Raw genomic sequence first — 19,661 nt, forward strand, 5'->3', positions numbered from 1 at the left:
GTTAAGGCATCATTTCCAGCGGTACGGGGTAGACGTTGTCCCGCGCATCGCTGTCTTTGGCTAAAGCGACCCAACGATCGACATCGGCGTTGTAACGCTGGTAATGCCGCAGTTTGGTGTTCAGCGTGCGGATGAATTTTTCCTGTGCCAGGCCATCCCAGCTCTTCCAGGTCTCTTCATCCAGGTTCAGCACTTCACTCTGGTAAGGCAGGTCTTCGAGGTATTCACCGAGGACGCCCATGTCCGCCAGCTTGGCATTGCTGTTCTGCTTGAGCTGATTGGGATCGGCACCCATGGTCGCCGCCACCGAGCGCAGGCGATTGAACATGTCCGTCGGCGAAATCAGGCCTTCGTTGGCGGCATCGAGAATCTGCTTCATCACATCGCTCAAGTCGCTGAGCTGTGACTTGGTCAGCAGCACCCGCACGTCGGTGGTCGGGATGTTCTGCTTGATCAGGTCGCGGTCGGTGATCCATGCCTTGAACACTGGCGGGGCCTTGCTGTTGGTCTTCTCGCCGAGATAGGCCAGTTGCATGGCGTGGCCGATCAGCGCCGCGTCTTCGAGCATTTTTTTATCGGCCGGGTCCTGCTTGGCGTTCGCTGCGCTGCCGATGGCTTCTTCGCCCATGTAGGCGGCTTTGACTTGTGTAGTGATCGCTGCGGCCAGTGCGTCGACCTTGCGCCCGAATTCCTGCACATCGCCAGCGTTCACCGGGTAGTACAGCGAAGTGTTGGTGCCCGGGTAGGTCGACAAGTCCTTGTATTGCGCCTCGGCCTTGGCATGGTCCTTGGCGCCGGCCGGGGTTTTCAGGTGCAGGGTGTAAATCGCCACGCCCGGGTTGGCGGCTTCGATACGCACCTGTGCAGCGCTCAAGCCGGTCTTCGACAGCTTGTCGTCGCCTTCGATGGCGCCTGCATCGGTGATCAGCACCACGTAGCGTGCGCCGAACTGGTTCCAGTCGACCTTGTCGATGCTCTCCATGACGCCGGCAAACGAGTCTTCATCGAAGCTGCTGCTCGACACGGTGGCCTGTTTGAGGTCTGCAATCTTGGCGAAAAAGTCGGCGCTGTCTTTCACCTTGGTAGGGTCGGCGTACATCTTGGTGGTGTATTCCAGCCCCGGCACCGCCTGGGTGTTGGAGCGGAAAGCCACCAGGCCGAACTTGACCTGCTTGCCGAGGTTCTGCGCGTCGATCTTCTGGTAAACCTTGCGGATCGCCTCACGGGTGCGGTCGATGTAGGGGTCCATCGAGATCGTCGAGTCGATGACAAATACCACGGCCGCACTGAATTCCTTCAGCTGGTTGGCCTTTTTGTCTTCGGCTTCCTTGCTGCCGGCAGCGCTGCCTGCAGCACCGCCCTTGGCGTTCTTGTCATCCGGCTTGCTGACGGAAGCGACGTTGAGCAGGCGCGTGCGGAAACCGCTTTCGGTCATGACTTCTTCGCCACTGAGCACCGGCAGCAGGTAGAACTGCTTTTGCAGGTCGACGAAGTATTCAGGTTCTTCAGCCAGCACGCCGGGTGCTTGCTGGCCCTTTTTCAGCGTGGCCCGCAGCGGCGCCACTTTGCTGACCGGGTCCGGTGCATCAAGAATGCCCTCGACGGTGGCGCGGTCCTTGAAAAACAGCAGCCGGTCGCGGTTGGCCGGGTTAGTGAAAGCCAGCGTCAGCTGCATCTTCCAGTCGGTGGTGCAGCTGGCAGGCAGCCAGCCAATGGTTTTGCCGTAGCTGTCGGGGCCGACTTTCAGCCACTCGGCGTTGTTCGCCTGGGCACGCTCGTACACATAAAAGCGGCTGAAGACGGGCGGTGCGTCGCCTGCCGCACCGCCCGCCGTCGGGCTGACTTTGCAGCCCGGCGTGGTCAGCACGCGTTGGAACAGGGTCTTTTTACCGGCCTGGATCAGCGGTTTGTCATCGGCCTGGGACAGCGGGCTGATGCACAGCGCCAGTAATGCGGCACCGCTCAGCAGGAATCGACTCAGGGGCGAACGCATCACTTCTGCAACTCCTCGAAGCGCTGCTTGGCTTCGGCGTTGTTCGGGTCCTGGGTCAGGATGGTTTCGTACCAGTAGGCGGCGGTGGCGTTGTCCGCAGTCGGGAAACACTCGCTGGCCTTCAGGTATTTAGGGTCGTATTCACGGGCATAGGCGTTGGCGATCAGCGCGTCACCGGCCTGGGCACGGTTGGCGTACAGGCGCTGGGCGACGCCGCAGTGCTTGCTGGCCTTGGCCTGGTTGATGATCTCCAGCAATTTGGCACTGTCGGGCGCCGCCTTGATGCAGGTCTGGACGAAGGTCAACTCGGGCAGGCTGTTCATGCTGTCGAGGGTGCAGGCTTGCGCGTCGGCGCCGGCAGGTGCGACGGGGGCGGCGGGAGTGGTGGCAACCGCAGGGGCCGGGGTGCGTTTGTAGAACCAGAATCCGCCGCCTGCCGCCAGCAGCAACACCACAATCAACAGACCAATCAGGCCTTTATTGCTTTTTTTCACCGGTGCGGGAGGAGGCGAATAGGCAGGCTCGGTGTGCACCGACTCCAACTCCAGTTCTGGCTCGGCGGTGGACAGGGTCAGTTCAGGCAGGTCCGGGATCTCCGGGATCTCTGGTTCCGGTGCCGGTGCGCTCGGCGCCGCCAATTCGGCACCGCCGTATGTCGAGCGTGTCTGGCCGCCGGCCGTGGACGGCAGCAAACCAACGCCAGGGCGAACCACGCCTTTATCGGCATGGCCGTGGCTCTGTTCGCGCAGTTCGATCTGGAATTGCGAGTTGGCGACGCCTTCCAGCAGCGGGTCGACCACGTCCGGGCCGACCTGAGCTTCCAGACCTTCGCCGCTGGCCGTGAGGTTGAAACGCGAGACCTTGAACCAGAATGGATTGTTGCTCCAGGCCTTGTGGTCCTGAAGGTAAAAACCGTCCTGGTTGCGCTGAATGGAAAACTCCAGCTGTTCCTCGCCACCCTGCCATTTCTTCACAGTGAGGCGGGCCTGGCCAGGCACATTGGGCTCTAACGCGAGCAGGTCGACACGAATTGGCATTGCTTATCTCGCTGCGAAGGCTGTGAGCACTTGGCCCAGCCGTTCGTTCTGTTCAGGGGTGATTTCACGTCCGGCACCATGGCCGGCATTGTCCTGCGTGATGTAGGCCAGGCCCGAGAGCCAGTCGCCCAGGTACCGTTGCGCCTGATTCGACGGTTGCGCCGGCAGCTCGGGCACTTGTCCCGGGCCAATGTCGGTGTAGAACGAGAACAAGGGCGCCTTGGCTCCGGTGCGGCTGTTCGGGCGCTCGTTCACCGGTTTCTGGAGGTAGCCGAACCAGGACACGAAATCGCGCAGCACACGTTGCACTTCCAGTACCTGGCGCTCGACCAGTTGATCGCGCCGCGCGCCACTTTGTGCGCGCTTGAGGACGGCGCGGCTCAGTTGCCCCGGCAAGTCCTGGCGATAGCCGGCGGTGATCAGTTCATCGACCACCGCTTCCAGCAAGGCCTTTTCCAGCCCCAGCAGGTTGAGCAGGCTTTGCCGGGTTGTCAGTTCCCGCAGGTGCGCGATCCAGGCCTTGAAGGCCGCTTTGGCAAAGCGATGCTCATTGCTTTGCAGCTCGGGCGCCGGGTTGCCGGTTTTGTTGCTCGCCGGCGTGCTGGCGGGGCTCAGGTCGTCACCGAAATCGAAATCAAAACCGGCGTCGTTGCCGTACAGGCTCTGGCTCGGCGTCGGCGCGACCGGTTCGTCGGTCACGGCCGGCTCGTCATCGGTTTCGTATACGCCGCTGAGGTACAGGTCGCGCACCTCTTCGCTCGGCATGTCGAGTTGATCGATCAATTCGCCAAGTACCGCCGGGCGACGGCCCAGGCCCGTCAGAATCATTTGCGCCTTGGCTTTCTTGGCGGCTGCGGCGCTGTCGTCGTCAGCGTGGTACCAGGTGCTCAGGCCGTGAGTGGTCAGGCCTTCGAGGCATTCGCTCAATTGCTCGCGGATGCGCTGCAATTTGAATTCGATATTGGCCACGCCTTTGAAACTGCCACTGAAGTGGCTGATGCCACCGTCATCGTTGCGCAGCATTTCTGTCCAGGCGCTGGCCGGGTTCTTGATGTGTTTGCACACCAGAGCGTTGCTGGCGAAGCTGGTGCCCAGCGCGCTGACACGTTCCTGATAGAGGGCATTGAGGCCGGTTTCCGCACCGGTCGCGTCTTGCCCGATGAACGCCGCGTCCATACGCGGTTTGCGCACCAGATAGGTGTTCTGGAACGGAGTGCCGGCCCAGTCGTTCATCCAGCTCAGGCTGCCGAAACGCTCCAGCATGGTCAACTTGATCATGCCGTTCCAGCTCTCGTCGTACTGATCAGGCGTCAGGCTCAGGGAGTTGGTGATGCGCAGGTCGAGCATGGTCAGCGCCCAGATCAGGCCGGTGTCGCGCTTGCTGCGAGCGGCCGAGTCGGCGCCCTGGGTTTTTTCGATCCAGCGGGTCAGCACCGGGCCTACGTCGTTGACGTCGCTCTGTTTGGTCGAGCCTGTGCACACCACCAGCGCGTTCATTTCCTGGTTGTCGGTGTAGCGTTCGAACAGGTAGGCGACCTTGCCGCGCAGGATCAGCTGGGAAACGGAGTTGTCCTTGGCGGTGGACTCGGGGTCGTTGGAGTCGGCGATCTCGTGCAGTTTCTGGCGCCCGCGATAACCGGGGAAGTCCAGCAGGTCGACCTGATTGACGATGTCATCTACTGGCGCTTCGATCAGGCGGAAGGTCATTTCGGCGGTCAGTGCCGCCAGTTGTGCGACCGCAATGGCCTGACTGTTTTGCAGGCGATCGCCCACCAGCGGTCGAACATCGATCGGCAAGTCCTGCGGGCTGCCGAAGCGTTCGAGGATGTCGACGTTCATGATGCTGTCGCGCTGGCTGTAGGTGTCGTTGTCGAAACTCACCAAGGCCTTCAGCGGAGCGAACACGGTCTCGGGCAGGCCCAGCTTGTGCAGCGCGCCGGCCAGTTGCTGGTACACGCGCGTCAACTCGCGTTGCTCACCCCAGAGAATCGAAAACAGCTCGGCCCTCTCCTGGAAATTCAGGCGTGGCGCCAGTTGCAACGCTTTGGGCCAGTACAGGTGCTCGAGCTTCTTCACCGAGTTGCGGAAGTTGTCGCGCAGGTAATCCCACAGCGACACCAGGTCGTCGGCGTTGACGCCCGTTTGCAGCGGTCCGGTTTCGCGGCCTTCAAACGGTTTGAGCACGCGCTGGATGCGCTCTTCATCGATCTCGTAGGAAATCCGTTCAAGGTCGAAATCCTTGAACCAGGCGTTGGCGAGAATCTTCGCCAGCTCGATTTCCTTGAACAGCGTGAGTTCTACCGGGAAGTCATTGTCCTGACTGATCGTCGCCCGACGGCTGAAACGCGTTACCAGGCCGGTGGCTTCCTTGCCACCGCCCACCGGGTTGATGTGCTTGATGAAGTCCAGGCGCTGGTCGCCAAACTCGGTTTCCAGCTTGCCGTTCTGACCGGCGGCGAGGGCCGAAATCAGGTAGGACTTGCCGGCCTGGGACAAGCCGAAAAAGCCAATGGTCATCGGCGTGCAGGCCACGCGACCGAGGCTTTGGGCCAGGTTGCGGGCGCGGTGCAGGCGGATGTTCAGGTTGTCGGCTTCGCTGTCCAGGCGCGGCGCATTGCCGCGCGTCTGGCCAATCCAGTCCAGCGCCTGACCGGCGCCTTCATAAACAGCGGCCCAACTGGCAGAGAGCTGAGTTTGATCGGGGGTCAGGTCATTCATTTGCGTTTCACACTTCCACTGTCGAGCCAGTACTTGGTCTCGCTCAGGCCGGCGTCGAGCATGGTGTTGAGTTCCAGCTCGAGGTCGCTGCGCGGGTTGAAGTTGACGTTGTTGCTGTTGGATTCGATGTCACGAACCGAGAGGCGGTCGCTGACCAGATCCTGCTTGCGGGTGTATTTGTCCGCCGGTTTGACCTCGAACCGCACCTTGAGCAGCGGCGCGCTGCCGTTTTCACCGATTGCGCGGGAAAACTTCTCCCGACCCGCCTTGGTGAACCGCAAGGTATACAACGGCGAAGCGGCCCAGCGTTCAGCGGCCAACTGGCGGAAACCGAGGCGCAGATCGCCGCGCATTTCCAGCTGTGGCGTGTCGGCGGCGTCGCCATCGCCAATTACCGGTAGCTTGATTTTGTAGTCTTCGGACTGGATATCGCGGTACAGAACGTCGGCGTCCTTGATCACGTTGTTCAGGTCGATGACGCCGATGTTCTTGACCGTCGAATACGGCTTGAGCGCCGATGCCCGGAAGTAGAAGTTCGGCACGCTGTGGTTGGCGCACAACAGGCAGAGCATGGCACCGACCGAGGCGGTGCTTTTCGGGTCGTCGATCCGGCCGTTCTTGTGAAACGGATACCAGCCGCCGGTGCGGTAGTTTTGCAGCGCCAGAATGCGCCCCGGGGGCAGTGGCAACACCTTGCGAATGAACGCCTGGATGCCGGGCAGGCGCGAAGGGCGGCCAGTCAGCAGCAAGACATCACACGGGTAATGCGCGACCACTTCACACAGCGCACCGAGGATCTTGGTGATGTTGATCTGGTCGTTGAGGAACGCGGCGTGGAGCTTTTGCAGATCGAAGCTGATCGGCGCGGCATACAGGTCGAAACCGCTCTGGGCGCCGACATCTCGACGCACGGCGGCATTGACGTAGTCGAGCACGGTCTGGCTGATTGCGTTGTCACCGAGCAAATGGCGGTAGCTTTGCGGGATGACTTCCTGCGGGACCTGCGGATCGTAATGCTCGTACGCCTTGAGCAGCGCCAGGCCCAGCGGGGCGAACACCTGGAGGTTCAATTGCTGACGCAGGATCATGTCCTGGGCACTGACCGATTCATCGCCACACAGTCGCGACATCAGTGAGTTCGGGGCCTTCACGCCGGCGTTCTGCAAGGCTTTTTCGAAACTCGGCAGGATGAAGTCCTGAATCACGTCCAGCAGGATGTCGTCGCCGGCCACTTTGAAGCCATCGCGAAAACGCTGTTCGGGCACGATGTGCACATTGCTGCCGCTGCCGGTATTGCCCGCGCGGTCGAGACGATAGTCGGTGATCACCAGGTCGGTGGTGCCACCGCCGATGTCGATGGTCGCGAGGGTGATGCGTTGGCGGTCGGCCTTGTCCGGCCGGGCGATGGTGTCAAAAAACTCTTCCGGGTGACCGGCGAAGTTCTCGTTGACCTCGGTGTACAGGTAAACCAGCTGGCCGCAGGACGCTTCGTCCCATTCCACACGGATACTCGGGATCGGCGTGCGCGGGCTGACGGCCTGATCCAGATGTGGATCTTCCTCACCGGCGTGCCAGCCGAGGCTTTTCCACACCAGGCCGATGGCCTGCAGCATGCGTTCGTTGAGGATGCTGCGCTCGGCCTGCGGCATGCCCGGCGGCACGGTCAGGGTAATGCTGTTGAGCTGGCGCGGCACGCGGGTGTGACCCTGGCGCGAGCGCTGGGCCGGGCTGTTGATTTGCGACAGCGCCTGGGCCAGTACTTCGGCGAGCATGAAGGTCATTAGCGAGCTGCGTGAGTAACGCGGCATGAACACCGGCAAACGATCGTCTTCTTCGAGGCTGTAAAGCGCCTCGCCGGTTTCGTTGATCAGGTGCGAGAACGGCGCGGCGGTGGCAAACGGTTCATTGTCGGTCTTGATGTACGAACAGTTGAAACGCCAGCCGTGGCCATAGGCGTTTTCGTCCCACAGATAACGTTTCGGGCTGGACAGGCCAGTGGAGCCTTCGGTGCCGCGGCGACGACTGGCCAGGCGACCGGCCTCATTGCCGACACGGGCAATCGTCGCCCATTGGAACGCATCGTGACGACCGCTCTTGACCGAGCAGTGGTCCTTGCCGAAATACGCCTGGGCGAATTCCACGCGGCTTTCGAACGGCAGGTTGTAGGTGTGTTCGGGGGTGATCAGGTCGCGCAGTTCCAGCACGTAGTTCTGCTTCAGCCCGGAGCCGGCCTGACCGTGGTTTTCGATCAGGATGCCGCAGGTGCGCGAGTTGCCGACGTCCAGTACCAGGTCCACCGGAATCGGTTTGACCAGGCCATTGCTGTCGTTGGCGACCACTTTCAGCTCGGGGATTTCAACTTTCGCCCCGGCCTTTGCCTGCTGGGCGGCTGACGGTTTGCTCAACAGGCTGAGCAAGTTGAGGTAGTGCGCCAGGTGATGGTTGGCGCGGATATCGATGTCCAACTCCGCGCGCGAACGGTGGGCATTGCCCTCATTGAACACTTCCAGCAACCATTCGTTGACCCACGGCTGCGCCAGAAACCAGCGGGTTTCGCTCGCCTTGGTCGCCAGTTTGAAAGACACGCCGGAGCTGATGTCTTCTTCGTTTGGCGCCAGATAGGCAGTGCCGTCACGCTTGGGCATCACACGGCTGTCGAACGCCATCGTCAGGCGATGGGTGTTGCCGTCGATGTCGGGAGTCTCAAGTTTCACCAGGCGCATGCGCGACCAGTTGCTCGGACCTTCGTCGAAGCGATGCGGCGGCATGAAGCGGAAAAACGGGATCGGCAGCCAGATACCGTCGAGCAAATCGAGGCTGCTTTTCATGTCGACGCTGAACGCAGGTTTGGCTTTTTCGACCTTTTCCGGTTCGGGTTCGTAGAAAAAGAAGTCTTTCTCTTCGTTGTACGCCAGGCGGCAGATCAGCCCGCTGATCATCGGTGCGAACTCGCCCGCCGGTTCCTTGCGGGGATCCAGGCGCAGGGCGAAATCCATGAACTGGATGCCGGTGTCGCTGACCAGCGTGACGGTGTCTTCGAATTGAGTGACTTCAGGCAACATGTCGGGTTATTCCGTTTTTTCGGCCACTTGCCGCATGGACATGGGGAATTGTTCTTTTCCGTAACCGCCGGTGCAGTCCGCGATCGTGGTCGCCCCTGGGCGGCAGTTGACCTTGGGCATCTCGTAAGTGCTGCCATCGGCGCAAACGGCCTGGCCCTGGCTGTCGATGGCCAGGCTGCCACCCTTCATAGTAGCGCTCACCGGCCCACTGCATTTCGATCCGTTGGCCTGGTGGACGGTGACTTGGCCCTTACCGTCCTTGAGCTGGTATTCCAGGCGCAGCGGTTTGCCGGTTCGGCTGTCCTGTATCCCGGCGCCTGCGCTGTACTGACCATCGAGAAATTTGGCGGCACCGTCGGCGGCGTCTGGCGGGATGCTCAGGGGCGGGCCGGATTTTGCGGCGGCGGATTTTTCTGCTTCGGGCGATGTGACATCCGGCGGTGTGGTTTTGTTTTCTGGTGACTCAGTTTTGTTTTCAGGTGACTCAGTTTTGTTTTCGGGTGGCGCAGTTTTGTTTTCAGCTGCCGGGTCTATGGCCGGGTCTTTGGTTAAGTCGGCGGGTGCCATGTCAGCCTCGTTACCCTCGACGGCCGGCGTTTCCACACCTTGCGTTCCGGTCACGGCGGTGCCGGTTCCAGTGGTCGAGCCTATGACAGTGCCTGTCACCGGGACGCCATTCAGCGTCGTGACATTGCCGGTCAGAGGTGGCTCTTCCAGTTGTTTTTCCACCGGTACAACGCCCTTGGGCAGCAAATCTACCGCCACCAACGGAATCGGGACGCACCCTCGCAGGCCGAGCAACAGCCACAAAAGCAGCAGCAGGAGCGGCAGCAGCAACAGCCACCACCAGCGACGCCACCACGGACGAGCAACCACCGGCACAATGGGCGCAACAACAGGCGCCTCGGCCACGGGTGGCAGCGTGAACGCGGGCGGGACCTGATAGAGGCAGTGCAGGGGGTCGCTGTTGCCGGTACCGGCATGCTCGAAACCCCAGAAGGTCAGCACCGGTTTGCCTTGCACCAGGTAGACGAAGTTTTCGTCCGGGAAATGAATCACGCGCTTGAGCAGCTTGCCGAACACGGCCTTGTCGCCTTGCTGCTGTTCGGCGGAGTCAGTACCCAGGAAACGCTGGCTCAATTCTTCGAGCGCGGTCTTCAGCGCTTCAAGCTGGCGGCGGGCAGGGGCGCGTTCTTCTTCGGTCGCGCTGCTCCACGGAATCACGTCGCCGTCGAGGGCGCTGTACCAATCGATCCGGTTGCCGAGTTCATCGCTTTGAGGGATGGCCAGATGATCTACCAAATCGGGATTCTTGCGGCGAATGGCTTCGCGCAATTGCAGGGCTGCCCGGTAGACCGGTTGACCTGTTTCGCCGAGGGCAGTGAATGACCCGCTCTTACCGCTGCGTAATAGTGCCCCGCGCATTCAAACTCCATACGATCCGTTGCGCAAAAATGACAGACAAATGTGTCTGTACCTGCTCCTGCATTTGGCAAGCGACCATGATGCCATAATAGTGTCGCCGTCAAACTGCCGGAGGTTTAAACCTTATGAGACTAACGTAAGCGTGCGGAGGTTGCATAAGGTCAATATTAATTGGCTTTGGAAGGTTCGGGCGTGGGCTTTTTTGAGCTGGGTGAATCGTTTCTTTAGTGCGATAAAAATTGCCGGCTAGAGCGTTGTCGGCCGATATTGCAGCGCCTCGGCCAAATGTTCGCGTCTGATTCCGTCGGCTTGTTCAAGGTCCGCCAGCGTGCGCGCGACCTTGAGCAATCGATGGGCTGAACGCAGGGAGAGGTTCAGCCGCTCACAAGCGGTTTCCAGCCAGTTTTCATCGACTGTGGATAACGTGCAGTGCTTACGCAGACCCGGTAGATCGAGAAAGGCATTGGCACAGCCTTGACGCTTCTGTTGTCGCTCGCGCGCCTCGGCCACTATCAAAGCAGCGCTGGCGCTGTCCTCTCCCGGTTTCACGGCTGGATTCAGCGCCGTGGCCTCCCGTGCCACGGTCAGGTGCAGGTCGATCCGATCCAGCAAAGGGCCCGACAGCTTGTTGCGATAGCGCTGCACCATTTCAGGTGTGCAGGAGCAGCGCCCGGTAGGTTCGCCAAGATATCCACAGGGGCACGGATTCATTGCCGCCACCAACTGGAACCGCGCTGGAAACCGTACGCGATCCTTCGCCCGGGAAATCACGATATGCCCGGACTCCAGGGGCTCTCTTAACACCTCAAGCACCCGGCGTTCGAATTCCGGAAGCTCATCAAGAAACAAAACACCATGATGGGCGAGGGTAATCTCGCCCGGCTGCGGTTTCGAGCCGCCGCCCACCAGCGCAGGCCCTGAAGCAGAGTGGTGGGGCTGGCGAAACGGCCGATGCGGCCAATGGCTCAACGGTACGCAACTGGTGACCGATTGAATCGCCGCCACCTCCAGCGCTTCGCTTTCGGACAGCGGCGGCAGCAGCCCCGGCAGGCGACTGGCCAACAATGTTTTTCCGGTCCCCGGCGGCCCGCTGAGCAACAGGTTGTGCGCGCCCGCTGCGGCAATCAACAGCGCTCGTTTGGCCGCCAGTTGTCCCTGCACTTCATTCAAATCGGGATAGGGTTTGCTGGCGTAGAGCAAACCATTGGAGACATAGGGCTCGATCGGCGTATGCCCATTGAAATGCGCAACCGCCTCCAGCAAATGATCCACCGCAATCACCTTCAAGCCCGACGCCAGGCATGCTTCCTCGGCGTTGGCCCGCGGTACGACCAGCGAACGCCCAGCCTTGCGCGCCGCCAATGCCGCGGGCAATACACCGCGCACGGCCCGGACCGCGCCAGACAGCGCAAGCTCCCCCAGGCACTCCACATCATCGAGCGTCAGCGTTGGCACCTGCACGCTGGCCGAGAGAATCCCCAACGCAATCGCCAGATCGAAGCGCCCGCCATCCTTGGGTAAATCCGCCGGCGCCAGATTCAACGTGATGCGCCGAGGCGGAAACTGCAGCCCCGAATTGATGATCGCACTGCGCACTCGGTCCTTGCTTTCCTTCACCGCCGCCTCGGGCAGGCCGACCATGGTCAGCGATGGCAAACCATTGGCCAGATGGACTTCAACGGTGACAGAGGGAGCATCCACGCCAACCTGGGCGCGGCTGTGGACGATGGAGAGGGACATGGTCGTTCCTTGAGGTGACGGAGGCCGCTTCCTGCGGGTTTTTCAAGGGTAGTCAGGAGATGAGGATTTCGCGTGGCGACAGGGAAGATGATTTTTCGCAGGATGTTACGAGTCATCCTGAGGCGTGCTGGCAGGCAAAAAAAACCGCCATTCAGGCGGTTCTTTGGTAGGCGGGCTCAGGCTCTTTTGCCGGCAAGCAGGCCAGGAGGTTCAAGATCTTTGCCATGAGTGGCAGCGACATCAAGGAATCGTTGTTGATTGGCTGAAATATTGCCAGCCAGCCGAAGCGCTTCAGCATGATACTGAACGATGAGTAAAAGCCTGGCTTTTCGCTTTTTGTGAATCATGGACACCTCCTGTGCTTGGGAGTGAGACCGATACTATTAATCGTTCAGGTAAATGACAGGTCGATTGGTCCGGTCGAAGCTGAATCCGAGGTTCTGGTAGTAGGGGACGACATTTGGGTCAGGATCCTGGATTTCTATTTCATTGCACCCCAGCATTCGCGCATAAGTATCTGTAGCCAGCAGAGCCATCGGGGCAATCAAGCCACGAAGAGGATGAGATCTGTCTGGGTGGCCCTGTAATAGAACGATCTTTATGCAAATAGTGCTTTTACGCGGAGTGGCATAACACAAACCACACAGCTTCTCTTCGTACCAGAGGGCCAAATCCAGTCCCTTGGCATCTTTGCACTTCCAATCCGGCACGTTTTCCCATGGGTAGAGTGCAGCTTCCATCCACGGTTGACAGGCAGCTATGGCGGCGGGAGTTATAGGGTCGAACCTAACGGCCTCGGTGTTGAGTTTCCTAGCCCGAGATTTACAGTCCTCGACGAAAATTTTATATGCGAGCATTCGTGCATTTGATTTGTAAGTCTGGTTTCGAAGTTCGGTACCTTTTCCTTTTCGTCTCATTGCTAGCGTCTATCGAATAACAAGGCGAAAAGCATAAAGAATAGGATGCGGACTGATAAATCAGGCGGGAGAGCTGCTTTTTGTAGGACGGTGCCGAGATAGTTGAAGGACGTTGGTGAAAGAGTGTGGCTGGCCTTGCTGGATGAAGGTTGCTGGTTATGATCTCGTTGAATTCAGACGTAGGTAACGTGAATGAACAGGAATGGAATGCGCCCGATTCATCCTGGTGAAATTCTTAGCGAGGAATTTTTTAAGCCGCTGGGCATTTCAACCGCTGCGTTGGCCAGCTGGCTGAACGAGCCTGAGGCTGAAGTAAGCGAGGTTGTTAGTCAGCAGAGCGGTGTCAGTGCTGGTCTGGCGCAAAAGCTATCCATCCACCTGAACACCACGCCCGAGTTCTGGCTGAATCTGCAATCGACCTATTATTTGCGTTCAGCCCAGATCGAGCGTGGTTGAGCGTTAAGTATTCAAAGCGACTGCATGAGTCGTGAAGCCCGCTTCCACTGTGGGGGCACTTCCAGGTCTCCAAACCCAGTGCTGAACATTCAGCTAGGTATGAGCTTGGTGGCCGGATACTTGGCGACGCAATCGGGCTGTGGCGGTTCTCTTGTAGGATGTTGCCGGATGTTGCCGGGTTTTTTGCGAGGTTTGAGATCAAAAGATCGCAGCCTGCGGCAGCGCCTACAGGGGGGCTGTCCAGTGTGGGATGCCGGTTAACCGAGGCGACTCCCTTCGCGGGCAAGCCCGCTCCCACAGGGGATCGCATTTCACAGAGAAATAGGTGTGTTACTCGGCAGGTGGAGTGAGCTTCGCTTCCAACTCCGCCACTTTCGCCTCAAGCGCCTCCAACCGAGCCCGCGTGCGCGCCAATACGACCATCTGGCTATCGAACTCTTCCCGGCTAACCAGATCGAGCTTGCTGAATCCGCTCTGCAGCAGCGCCTTGAACTGGCTTTCGATTTCGCTTTTCGGCAGTGGAGTGTCGCCACTGAAGAGGCGGGAGGCGGTGCCTGTCAGGGCGTCGAGGAAGTCTTTGGGCGCGAGCATGGGGGAATGTCCTGGTAGCAATGACGGGCAGTGTACCACGCAGTGTCTATAGTCAAATTCGCAGGCAAGGGGTGCACGCTTTTCGCGCATGGGGACGGACGGTCTCGCACCGTTGTTGTGCGTAACGCGTTGGGTGTTGTCGTGAAGTGGTCGCGATCTGTTGGCAAAGGCTTGAAAACTATGTGTTTTGTGGAGATGGCAAGCTTTCTGCTTAGATGCTGATGACCCATGCACTGATGCAGTCGCTGTGACGAATGCAGTGCGCCAGGCGAAACGCGGGGAGTGTTTCGCAAGGAGCGGTTAGCTGGCGTCGGACGGGCAGGTAAGGCCGACGATGCGTTACAAAGCCAGGCACTGCGCTTAGACTTGAGACGGGTTTGTTTTCCTGGGGCAAGTCCACCAAATTCGGGAGAGAGTTTTCATGAAGCTAGTCACTGCCATCATCAAGCCGTTCAAGTTGGACGACGTGCGCGAGTCGTTGTCCGAGATCGGCGTGCAGGGCATTACCGTTACTGAAGTCAAAGGCTTCGGTCGGCAGAAGGGTCACACCGAGCTGTATCGCGGCGCGGAGTACGTGGTCGATTTCCTGCCAAAGGTGAAGATTGATGTCGCCATTGACGACAAGGATCTCGACCGGGTTATCGAGGCGATAACCAAGGCGGCCAACACCGGCAAGATCGGTGACGGCAAGATCTTCGTGGTCAATCTGGAACAGGCGATTCGCATCCGTACCGGCGAAACCGATACCGACGCAATCTAAGCCGCCACAAACCCAACGCCCCAGGAGAAAACAAAATGACTCTGCGTAAATTCGCAGGGCTAGGAGCCCTGTTGTCCTTCGTAATGCCCGGCCTGGCCATGGCGGCAGACGAAGTGGCCGCCCCAGTCCTCAACTCCGGCGATACCGCCTGGATGTTGACCTCGACAGCCCTCGTGCTGTTCATGACCATTCCAGGCCTCGCGCTGTTCTACGGCGGCATGGTGCGCTCCAAAAACATTCTTTCCGTGATGATGCAGTGCTTCGCCATTACCGGTCTGATCAGCGTCCTGTGGGTCATTTATGGCTACAGCATCGCGTTCGACACCACGGGCATGGAGCAGGGCGTCGTCAACTTCAACTCCTTCTTCGGTGGCATGGGCAAGGCCTTCCTCGCCGGTGTCACGCCATCCAGCCTGACCGGTCCTGCGGCGCTGTTCCCTGAGGCGGTGTTCATCACCTTCCAGATGACGTTCGCCATCATTACCCCGGCGCTGATCGTCGGTGCCTTCGCCGAGCGCATGAAGTTCTCCGCGATGCTGATCTTCATGGCCATCTGGTTCACCCTGGTGTATGCACCGATCGCGCACATGGTCTGGTCCGGCAACGGCGGCCTGATGTGGGACTGGGGCGTGCTGGACTTCGCCGGCGGCACCGTGGTGCACATCAATGCTGGTGTGGCCGGTCTGGTTGCCTGCCTGGTACTGGGCAAGCGCAAAGGCTTCCCGACCACGCCGATGGCACCGCACAACCTCGGTTACACCCTGATGGGCGCGGCCATGTTGTGGGTCGGCTGGTTCGGTTTCAACGCCGGTTCCGCTGCGGCGGCCAACGGCACTGCCGGCATGGCGATGCTGGTTACCCAGATCGCTACCGCCGCCGCTGCACTGGGCTGGATGTTTGCCGAGTGGGTCACCCATGGCAAGCCAAGCGCACTGGGTATCGCTTCGGGTGTCGTGGCCGGTCTGGTTGCGATCACTCCTGCCGCTGGCACCGTGGGCCCGATGGGCGCCCTGGTGATCGGTCTGGCAGCGGGCGTGGTGTGCTTCTTCTGCGCGACCACCCTGAAACGCAAGCTCGGCTATGACGACTCCCTGGACGCCTTCGGCGTGCACGGTATCGGCGGTATTCTCGGCGCGATCCTCACCGGTGTGTTCGCTGCACCGGCCCTGGGTGGTTTCGGCACTGTCACCGATATCGGTGCGCAGGTCTGGATTCAGCTCAAGGGCGTGGGCTTCACGGTGATCTACACCGCGATCGTCACCTACATCATCCTTAAGGTCCTGGACGCCGTCATGGGCCTGCGTATCACCGAGGAAGAAGAAGCGGTCGGTATCGATCTGGCGCTTCACAACGAACGCGGCTACAACTTGTAAGCACGCGCATGAAAAAACTTGCCCGGCTTGCCGGGCATTTTTTTGTCTGGATTTTGTCAATGAAGGGTGAGCTGAAAGGTTTTTTCCTACAGGTTTTACGATGTTTGCGCCGGGTGTATTTGTACGGTCGAAGGCTTACAGGAATGAAGGATGATCAGGGCCTTTGTTTTTTCCCAGAGCGCGCTAGAATGCGCCCCGGACGTGCGGAGAACTGTATGTGGCAACAGACTCTGATAACCCTTCGGGCGAGGCCCCGGGGCTTTCATCTGGTAACGGACGAGTTACTCGCCGGCCTGCCTGAACTCAAGGCGTGTCGGGTCGGTCTGTTGCATTTGTGGATACAGCATACCTCGGCGTCGTTGACCATCAACGAGAACGCCGATCCGGCGGTACGTCGCGACTTCGAACGATTTTTCAATCGTCTGATCCCACAAGGAACAGACGGCTATGAGCATAACGACGAAGGCCTGGACGACCTCCCGGCGCACTTCAAGGCCAGCGTGCTTGGCTGTCAGCTCAGTTTGCCGATTTCGGCGGGCCGACTGGCGCTAGGGACCTGGCAAGGCGTTTATCTGGGCGAGCACCGTGATCATGGCGGTGCCCGTAAAGTCCTCGCCACCGTGCACGGTGAAGGGGCATAACCGCTGGTCAGCAGCGGCTGTTGATTTTTTTCCGGCGGCCTTCGACAGAGGGCAAAGCTGGGCTATAACTAATCTGCTTTTCGCAAGTCATGAGGTAGAACATGAGCGACGATGATCTGGAAAACGACGACCTCGAAGTAGGCGACGACGACGAAACCGAAGAAGGTCTGGAAGCAGCGGCGGAAGACGTCGCTGAAGACGACGGCGGTGATGCCCCCGTTCCGACCGCCAAAGGCAAGGCCAAGGCAGCGGTATCGGTTGATGAGCTGCCGAGTGTCGAAGCCAAGAACAAGGAACGCGACGCCCTGGCCAAGGCCATGGAAGAGTTCCTGGCTCGTGGTGGCAAGGTGCAGGAAGTGGAGGCCAATGTGGTCGCCGATCCTCCCAAGAAGCCTGACAACAAGTACGGCAGCCGGCCTATCTGAGCCTGCTACCCGCTTGCTGAAAAAGCCCGCCGTCGCTGCGGGCTTTTTCATGCCTGAAACAAAGTCGTGCGCAGCGCCTGTAGGAGCCGGCTTGCCGGCGAAGGGGCCCTTGAGTCTTGTGCAATCCTTGCGACCGCCTTCGCTGGCAAGCCAGCTCCTACAGGTTCGGGGTCAGGCCAGTCCGGCATTCCACTGCGCCAGCAACGCCGGCAGCTCGGTCAGGCTGCGGATCTCGGCATCCGGCAAGCGCTCGGCCTCCCAGACTTTGCCCGCCGGGTTGAACCAGATTGCCCGCAGCCCTGCCTGTTGCGCACCGGCAATGTCGTCCCCCGGATGATCACCGATATGCACGGCCGTCCCAGGGGTTGCACCACCGCGCAGCAAGGCTTCGTGGAACAGCCGCGCATCGGGCTTGGCGATGCCGATGTCTTCGGCGCACAACGCAAACTTGAAGTAGTCCGCCAGCCCCAGGCGGCGCACATCGGCGTTGCCGTTGGTGACCACGCCGAGGGTGTAATGGTTGGCCAGTTTCTGGAGAGTGGGTTGCACCTCCGGGAAGATTTCCAGCTGATGCCGGGCATGCAGGAACACTTCGAAACTCTGATCGGCCAGGTCCGACGCCTCGGCGTGGGCGTACCCGGCTTCTTCCAGCGCTTGAAACAACACGCGACGACGCAAGGCGCTGATGCGGTGTTTGAGTGCCGGTTCGATGCTCAGGATGCGTTCGCGAATGGCCCACAAATGTTCCACCGGAACAGCACCCAGGTTGGGCGCATGTTCAGTCAGCCATTCACGCAATACGGCTTCGGCGCTGACGATCACCGGGGCGGTGTCCCACAGGGTGTCATCGAGGTCGAAGGTGATCAGTTGGAGAGTCATGAATCGTCGCCCTTAATGCGTTTGGCCCGTGGATGGGCGCTGTCGTAGACGGTTGCCAGGTGCTGGAAATCCAGGTGGGTGTAGATCTGGGTGGTCTTGATATCCGAGTGGCCGAGCAGTTCCTGCACCGCCCGCAGGTCTTGGGAGGACTCCAGCAGGTGACTGGCGAAAGAGTGTCGCAACATGTGCGGGTGCAGGTTTTGCCCCAGTTCGCGTTCGCCCGCGGCCTTGACCCGCAGCTGGATCGCCCGTGGTCCCAGGCGCCGGCCTTGCTGGCTGACAAACACCGCTTCGTCCGCCGGATTGGCCAGGGCCCGCAGTGGCAGCCACTGTTCCAGCGCCTCGCGGGCTTTTGCGCCCACTGGCAGCAGACGGGTTTTGCTGCCCTTGCCGTGCACCTGAACCATGCCGTCCGCCAGATCCAGCTGATCGAGATTGAGCCCGGTCAGCTCCGACAGGCGCAGCCCGGAGGAATAGAACAGCTCAAGGATCGCCTGGTCCCGACGCGCCAGGAAGTCGTCTTCGACGCCACCTTCCAGCAGTTGCAGCGCACGGTCGGTATCGAGGGTTTTCGGCAAGCGACGTTCGCCCTTGGGCGGTGCCAGGCCATTGGCCGGGTCGTGGTCGCAGAGGCCTTCGCGGTTCAGGTAGTGATAAAGCCCGCGGACGGCCGACAGCAGGCGTGCCAGGCTGCGGGACGATTGGCCTTGTGAATGCAGGCGGGCGACCAGGCTGCGCAGGCGCTGGATGTCCAGGGCCGCCCAACTGTCGATGTTCTGCTTGAGGCACAAGTCCAGCACTTTGTCGAGGTCGCGGCGATAGGCCGATAGCGTGTGTGGCGACACCTGCCGCTCACTGCGCAGGTGTTCGCAGTAAGCGTCCAGTTGCCGTTCCATCTCAGCGTACCGAGCGCAGGGAGCTGTTGAACCGTGGCAGCACGCGGCCCATGACTTCGGCGATGTAGCTCAAAAACAGCGTGCCCACCGAGCTCTTGTAGTGCTGCGGGTCACGGCTGGCGATGGCCAGGATGCCGTGGATGCCGTGGATGCCTTGGTGACTGATGGCAACAACGGCGCTGGAGCCGATCTGCTTGCGCTGTTCTTCGCCGAACAGAAAGTCCAGTTCATGCTCGCGCAGGGTGCCGCTGACGCTTTTTTCTTCCTGCAGCAAGCCGCCAATGGCCACTTGCGCCTCGGCGTGGGTTACCCAGCGGCCAACCGGCATGGGGTTGTCGCCCAGCAGGATGAGACTGACGAAGGGCACCTGGAAGTCCTGGCGCAGGCTGTCTTCGACGCACATCACCACGTCTTCCAGGGTGTTGGCGTCCATCAGCGCAAGGATCAGGCGGCGGGTCTTGTCGAAGAGGCGGTCGTTGTCGCGGGCCACATCCATCAAGTGTGAGAGGCGGTGCCTCAACTCGATGTTGCGGTCTCGCAGGATGGTCATCTGGCGTTCGACCAGGGACACGGTGTCGCCACGTCGATGGGGAATGCGCATGGCCGGCAGCAGTTCTTCGTGTTCGACGAAGAAGTCCGGATGAGCCTCCAGGTACGCGGCAATCGCCGCCGCCTCCAGGCTTTCGGACGCTGATTCGTCGGGCTGTCGGGCGGGTACCTGGGGCTTATCGGTCATGGCTTTGGCTCA

At 60.3% G+C, this 19,661-nt stretch carries 17 protein-coding genes; 5 read left to right on the forward strand and 12 right to left on the reverse strand.

Features of this window, described 5'->3' with window-relative positions; translation table 11 throughout:
• Position 1: 1 nt before the first annotated feature.
• From HFK74_RS02220 to HFK74_RS02255, 8 genes are all read right to left on the reverse strand, one after another.
• Positions 2-1,993, reverse strand: coding sequence for a vWA domain-containing protein (locus HFK74_RS02220; RefSeq protein WP_180202168.1), 1,992 nt, complete (start codon positions 1,991-1,993; stop codon positions 2-4).
• Positions 1,993-3,030, reverse strand: coding sequence for a hypothetical protein (locus HFK74_RS02225; protein ID WP_180202169.1), 1,038 nt, complete (start codon positions 3,028-3,030; stop codon positions 1,993-1,995). The genes HFK74_RS02220 and HFK74_RS02225 overlap by 1 nt, the downstream gene beginning before the upstream one ends.
• Before the next feature lie 3 nt (positions 3,031-3,033).
• On the reverse strand, positions 3,034-5,748 hold the full coding sequence (locus HFK74_RS02230) for a putative virulence factor (RefSeq protein WP_180202170.1): 2,715 nt from the start codon (positions 5,746-5,748) through the stop codon (positions 3,034-3,036).
• Positions 5,745-8,810: a virulence factor SrfB gene (locus HFK74_RS02235; RefSeq protein ID WP_180202171.1), complete on the reverse strand. Its 3,066-nt coding sequence runs from the start codon at positions 8,808-8,810 to the stop codon at positions 5,745-5,747. The genes HFK74_RS02230 and HFK74_RS02235 overlap by 4 nt, the downstream gene beginning before the upstream one ends.
• 6 nt (positions 8,811-8,816) lie before the next feature.
• Complete coding sequence (locus HFK74_RS02240; RefSeq protein ID WP_180202172.1) at positions 8,817-10,235, reverse strand: SrfA family protein; 1,419 nt, start codon at positions 10,233-10,235, stop codon at positions 8,817-8,819.
• Positions 10,236-10,481: 246 nt separating this feature from the next.
• Entirely contained in the window at positions 10,482-11,975 is a 1,494-nt protein-coding gene (locus HFK74_RS02245; RefSeq protein WP_180202173.1) for a YifB family Mg chelatase-like AAA ATPase, read from the reverse strand.
• Positions 11,976-12,151: 176 nt separating this feature from the next.
• Positions 12,152-12,322, reverse strand: coding sequence for a hypothetical protein (locus tag HFK74_RS02250; protein WP_180202174.1), 171 nt, complete (start codon positions 12,320-12,322; stop codon positions 12,152-12,154).
• 36 nt (positions 12,323-12,358) lie between these two features.
• Positions 12,359-12,715 (reverse strand): hypothetical protein, encoded by a 357-nt coding sequence (locus HFK74_RS02255; RefSeq protein WP_306669895.1) that lies wholly within the window; start codon positions 12,713-12,715, stop codon positions 12,359-12,361.
• Positions 12,716-13,084: 369 nt separating this feature from the next.
• Here HFK74_RS02255 and HFK74_RS02260 point away from each other — a divergent pair, with 369 nt between their 5' ends.
• Complete coding sequence (locus HFK74_RS02260; RefSeq protein WP_180202176.1) at positions 13,085-13,348, forward strand: HigA family addiction module antitoxin; 264 nt, start codon at positions 13,085-13,087, stop codon at positions 13,346-13,348.
• Positions 13,349-13,678: 330 nt separating this feature from the next.
• On the opposite strand, the gene HFK74_RS02265 is transcribed toward HFK74_RS02260, so the two are convergent.
• Positions 13,679-13,939 carry an accessory factor UbiK family protein gene (locus HFK74_RS02265; RefSeq protein WP_180202177.1) on the reverse strand — a complete coding sequence of 87 codons (261 nt, stop codon included), beginning with the start codon at positions 13,937-13,939 and terminating at the stop codon, positions 13,679-13,681.
• A gap of 421 nt (positions 13,940-14,360) precedes the next feature.
• Here HFK74_RS02265 and glnK point away from each other — a divergent pair, with 421 nt between their 5' ends.
• From glnK to sutA, 4 genes are all read left to right on the forward strand, one after another.
• Entirely contained in the window at positions 14,361-14,699 is a 339-nt protein-coding gene (gene glnK / locus HFK74_RS02270; RefSeq protein ID WP_002555808.1) for a P-II family nitrogen regulator, read from the forward strand.
• 35 nt (positions 14,700-14,734) lie between these two features.
• Entirely contained in the window at positions 14,735-16,072 is a 1,338-nt protein-coding gene (locus HFK74_RS02275; RefSeq protein ID WP_180202178.1) for an ammonium transporter, read from the forward strand.
• 215 nt (positions 16,073-16,287) lie between these two features.
• The gene (locus HFK74_RS02280) at positions 16,288-16,713 is read left to right on the forward strand and encodes a secondary thiamine-phosphate synthase enzyme YjbQ (RefSeq protein WP_008066362.1); all 426 of its coding nucleotides are present in this window, start codon (positions 16,288-16,290) and stop codon (positions 16,711-16,713) included.
• Positions 16,714-16,814: 101 nt separating this feature from the next.
• Positions 16,815-17,138 (forward strand): transcriptional regulator SutA, encoded by a 324-nt coding sequence (gene sutA, locus HFK74_RS02285; RefSeq protein ID WP_007980816.1) that lies wholly within the window; start codon positions 16,815-16,817, stop codon positions 17,136-17,138.
• Positions 17,139-17,309: 171 nt separating this feature from the next.
• On the opposite strand, the gene HFK74_RS02290 is transcribed toward sutA, so the two are convergent.
• From HFK74_RS02290 to HFK74_RS02300, 3 genes are read right to left on the reverse strand one after another with little or no spacing between them, the layout of a single operon-like run.
• Positions 17,310-18,017, reverse strand: a complete 708-nt coding sequence (locus tag HFK74_RS02290) for an HAD family hydrolase (RefSeq protein ID WP_180202179.1) — start codon at positions 18,015-18,017, stop codon at positions 17,310-17,312.
• The gene (xerC, locus tag HFK74_RS02295; RefSeq protein WP_180202180.1) at positions 18,014-18,913 is read right to left on the reverse strand and encodes a tyrosine recombinase XerC; all 900 of its coding nucleotides are present in this window, start codon (positions 18,911-18,913) and stop codon (positions 18,014-18,016) included. Before xerC ends, HFK74_RS02290 begins: the two co-directional genes overlap by 4 nt.
• A 1-nt stretch (position 18,914) precedes the next feature.
• A complete protein-coding gene (locus HFK74_RS02300) occupies positions 18,915-19,649 on the reverse strand; it encodes a DUF484 family protein (protein WP_180202181.1) in 735 nt (244 codons plus the stop codon).
• Positions 19,650-19,661 lie beyond the last annotated feature (12 nt).

The sequence above is a fragment of the Pseudomonas sp. SbOxS1 genome (assembly GCF_013416725.1).
GTDB lineage: Bacteria > Pseudomonadota > Gammaproteobacteria > Pseudomonadales > Pseudomonadaceae > Aquipseudomonas.

Bases quoted from the DNA above. Each gene is read 5' to 3' on its own strand.
- HFK74_RS02300 (WP_180202181.1), bottom strand. From the start codon at position 19,649: ATGACCGATAAGCCCCAGGTACCCGCCCGACAGCCCGACGAATCAGCG.
- sutA (WP_007980816.1), top strand. From the start codon at position 16,815: ATGAGCGACGATGATCTGGAAAACGACGACCTCGAAGTAGGCGACGAC.
- HFK74_RS02225 (WP_180202169.1), bottom strand. From the start codon at position 3,030: ATGCCAATTCGTGTCGACCTGCTCGCGTTAGAGCCCAATGTGCCTGGC.
- HFK74_RS02260 (WP_180202176.1), top strand. From the start codon at position 13,085: ATGAACAGGAATGGAATGCGCCCGATTCATCCTGGTGAAATTCTTAGC.
- HFK74_RS02250 (WP_180202174.1), bottom strand. From the start codon at position 12,322: ATGATTCACAAAAAGCGAAAAGCCAGGCTTTTACTCATCGTTCAGTAT.
- HFK74_RS02220 (WP_180202168.1), bottom strand. From the start codon at position 1,993: ATGCGTTCGCCCCTGAGTCGATTCCTGCTGAGCGGTGCCGCATTACTG.
- HFK74_RS02230 (WP_180202170.1), bottom strand. From the start codon at position 5,748: ATGAATGACCTGACCCCCGATCAAACTCAGCTCTCTGCCAGTTGGGCC.
- HFK74_RS02245 (WP_180202173.1), bottom strand. From the start codon at position 11,975: ATGTCCCTCTCCATCGTCCACAGCCGCGCCCAGGTTGGCGTGGATGCT.
- xerC (WP_180202180.1), bottom strand. From the start codon at position 18,913: ATGGAACGGCAACTGGACGCTTACTGCGAACACCTGCGCAGTGAGCGG.
- glnK (WP_002555808.1), top strand. From the start codon at position 14,361: ATGAAGCTAGTCACTGCCATCATCAAGCCGTTCAAGTTGGACGACGTG.
- HFK74_RS02290 (WP_180202179.1), bottom strand. From the start codon at position 18,017: ATGACTCTCCAACTGATCACCTTCGACCTCGATGACACCCTGTGGGAC.
- HFK74_RS02255 (WP_306669895.1), bottom strand. From the start codon at position 12,715: ATGGAAGCTGCACTCTACCCATGGGAAAACGTGCCGGATTGGAAGTGC.
- HFK74_RS02240 (WP_180202172.1), bottom strand. From the start codon at position 10,235: ATGCGCGGGGCACTATTACGCAGCGGTAAGAGCGGGTCATTCACTGCC.
- HFK74_RS02265 (WP_180202177.1), bottom strand. From the start codon at position 13,939: ATGCTCGCGCCCAAAGACTTCCTCGACGCCCTGACAGGCACCGCCTCC.
- HFK74_RS02280 (WP_008066362.1), top strand. From the start codon at position 16,288: ATGTGGCAACAGACTCTGATAACCCTTCGGGCGAGGCCCCGGGGCTTT.
- HFK74_RS02275 (WP_180202178.1), top strand. From the start codon at position 14,735: ATGACTCTGCGTAAATTCGCAGGGCTAGGAGCCCTGTTGTCCTTCGTA.
- HFK74_RS02235 (WP_180202171.1), bottom strand. From the start codon at position 8,810: ATGTTGCCTGAAGTCACTCAATTCGAAGACACCGTCACGCTGGTCAGC.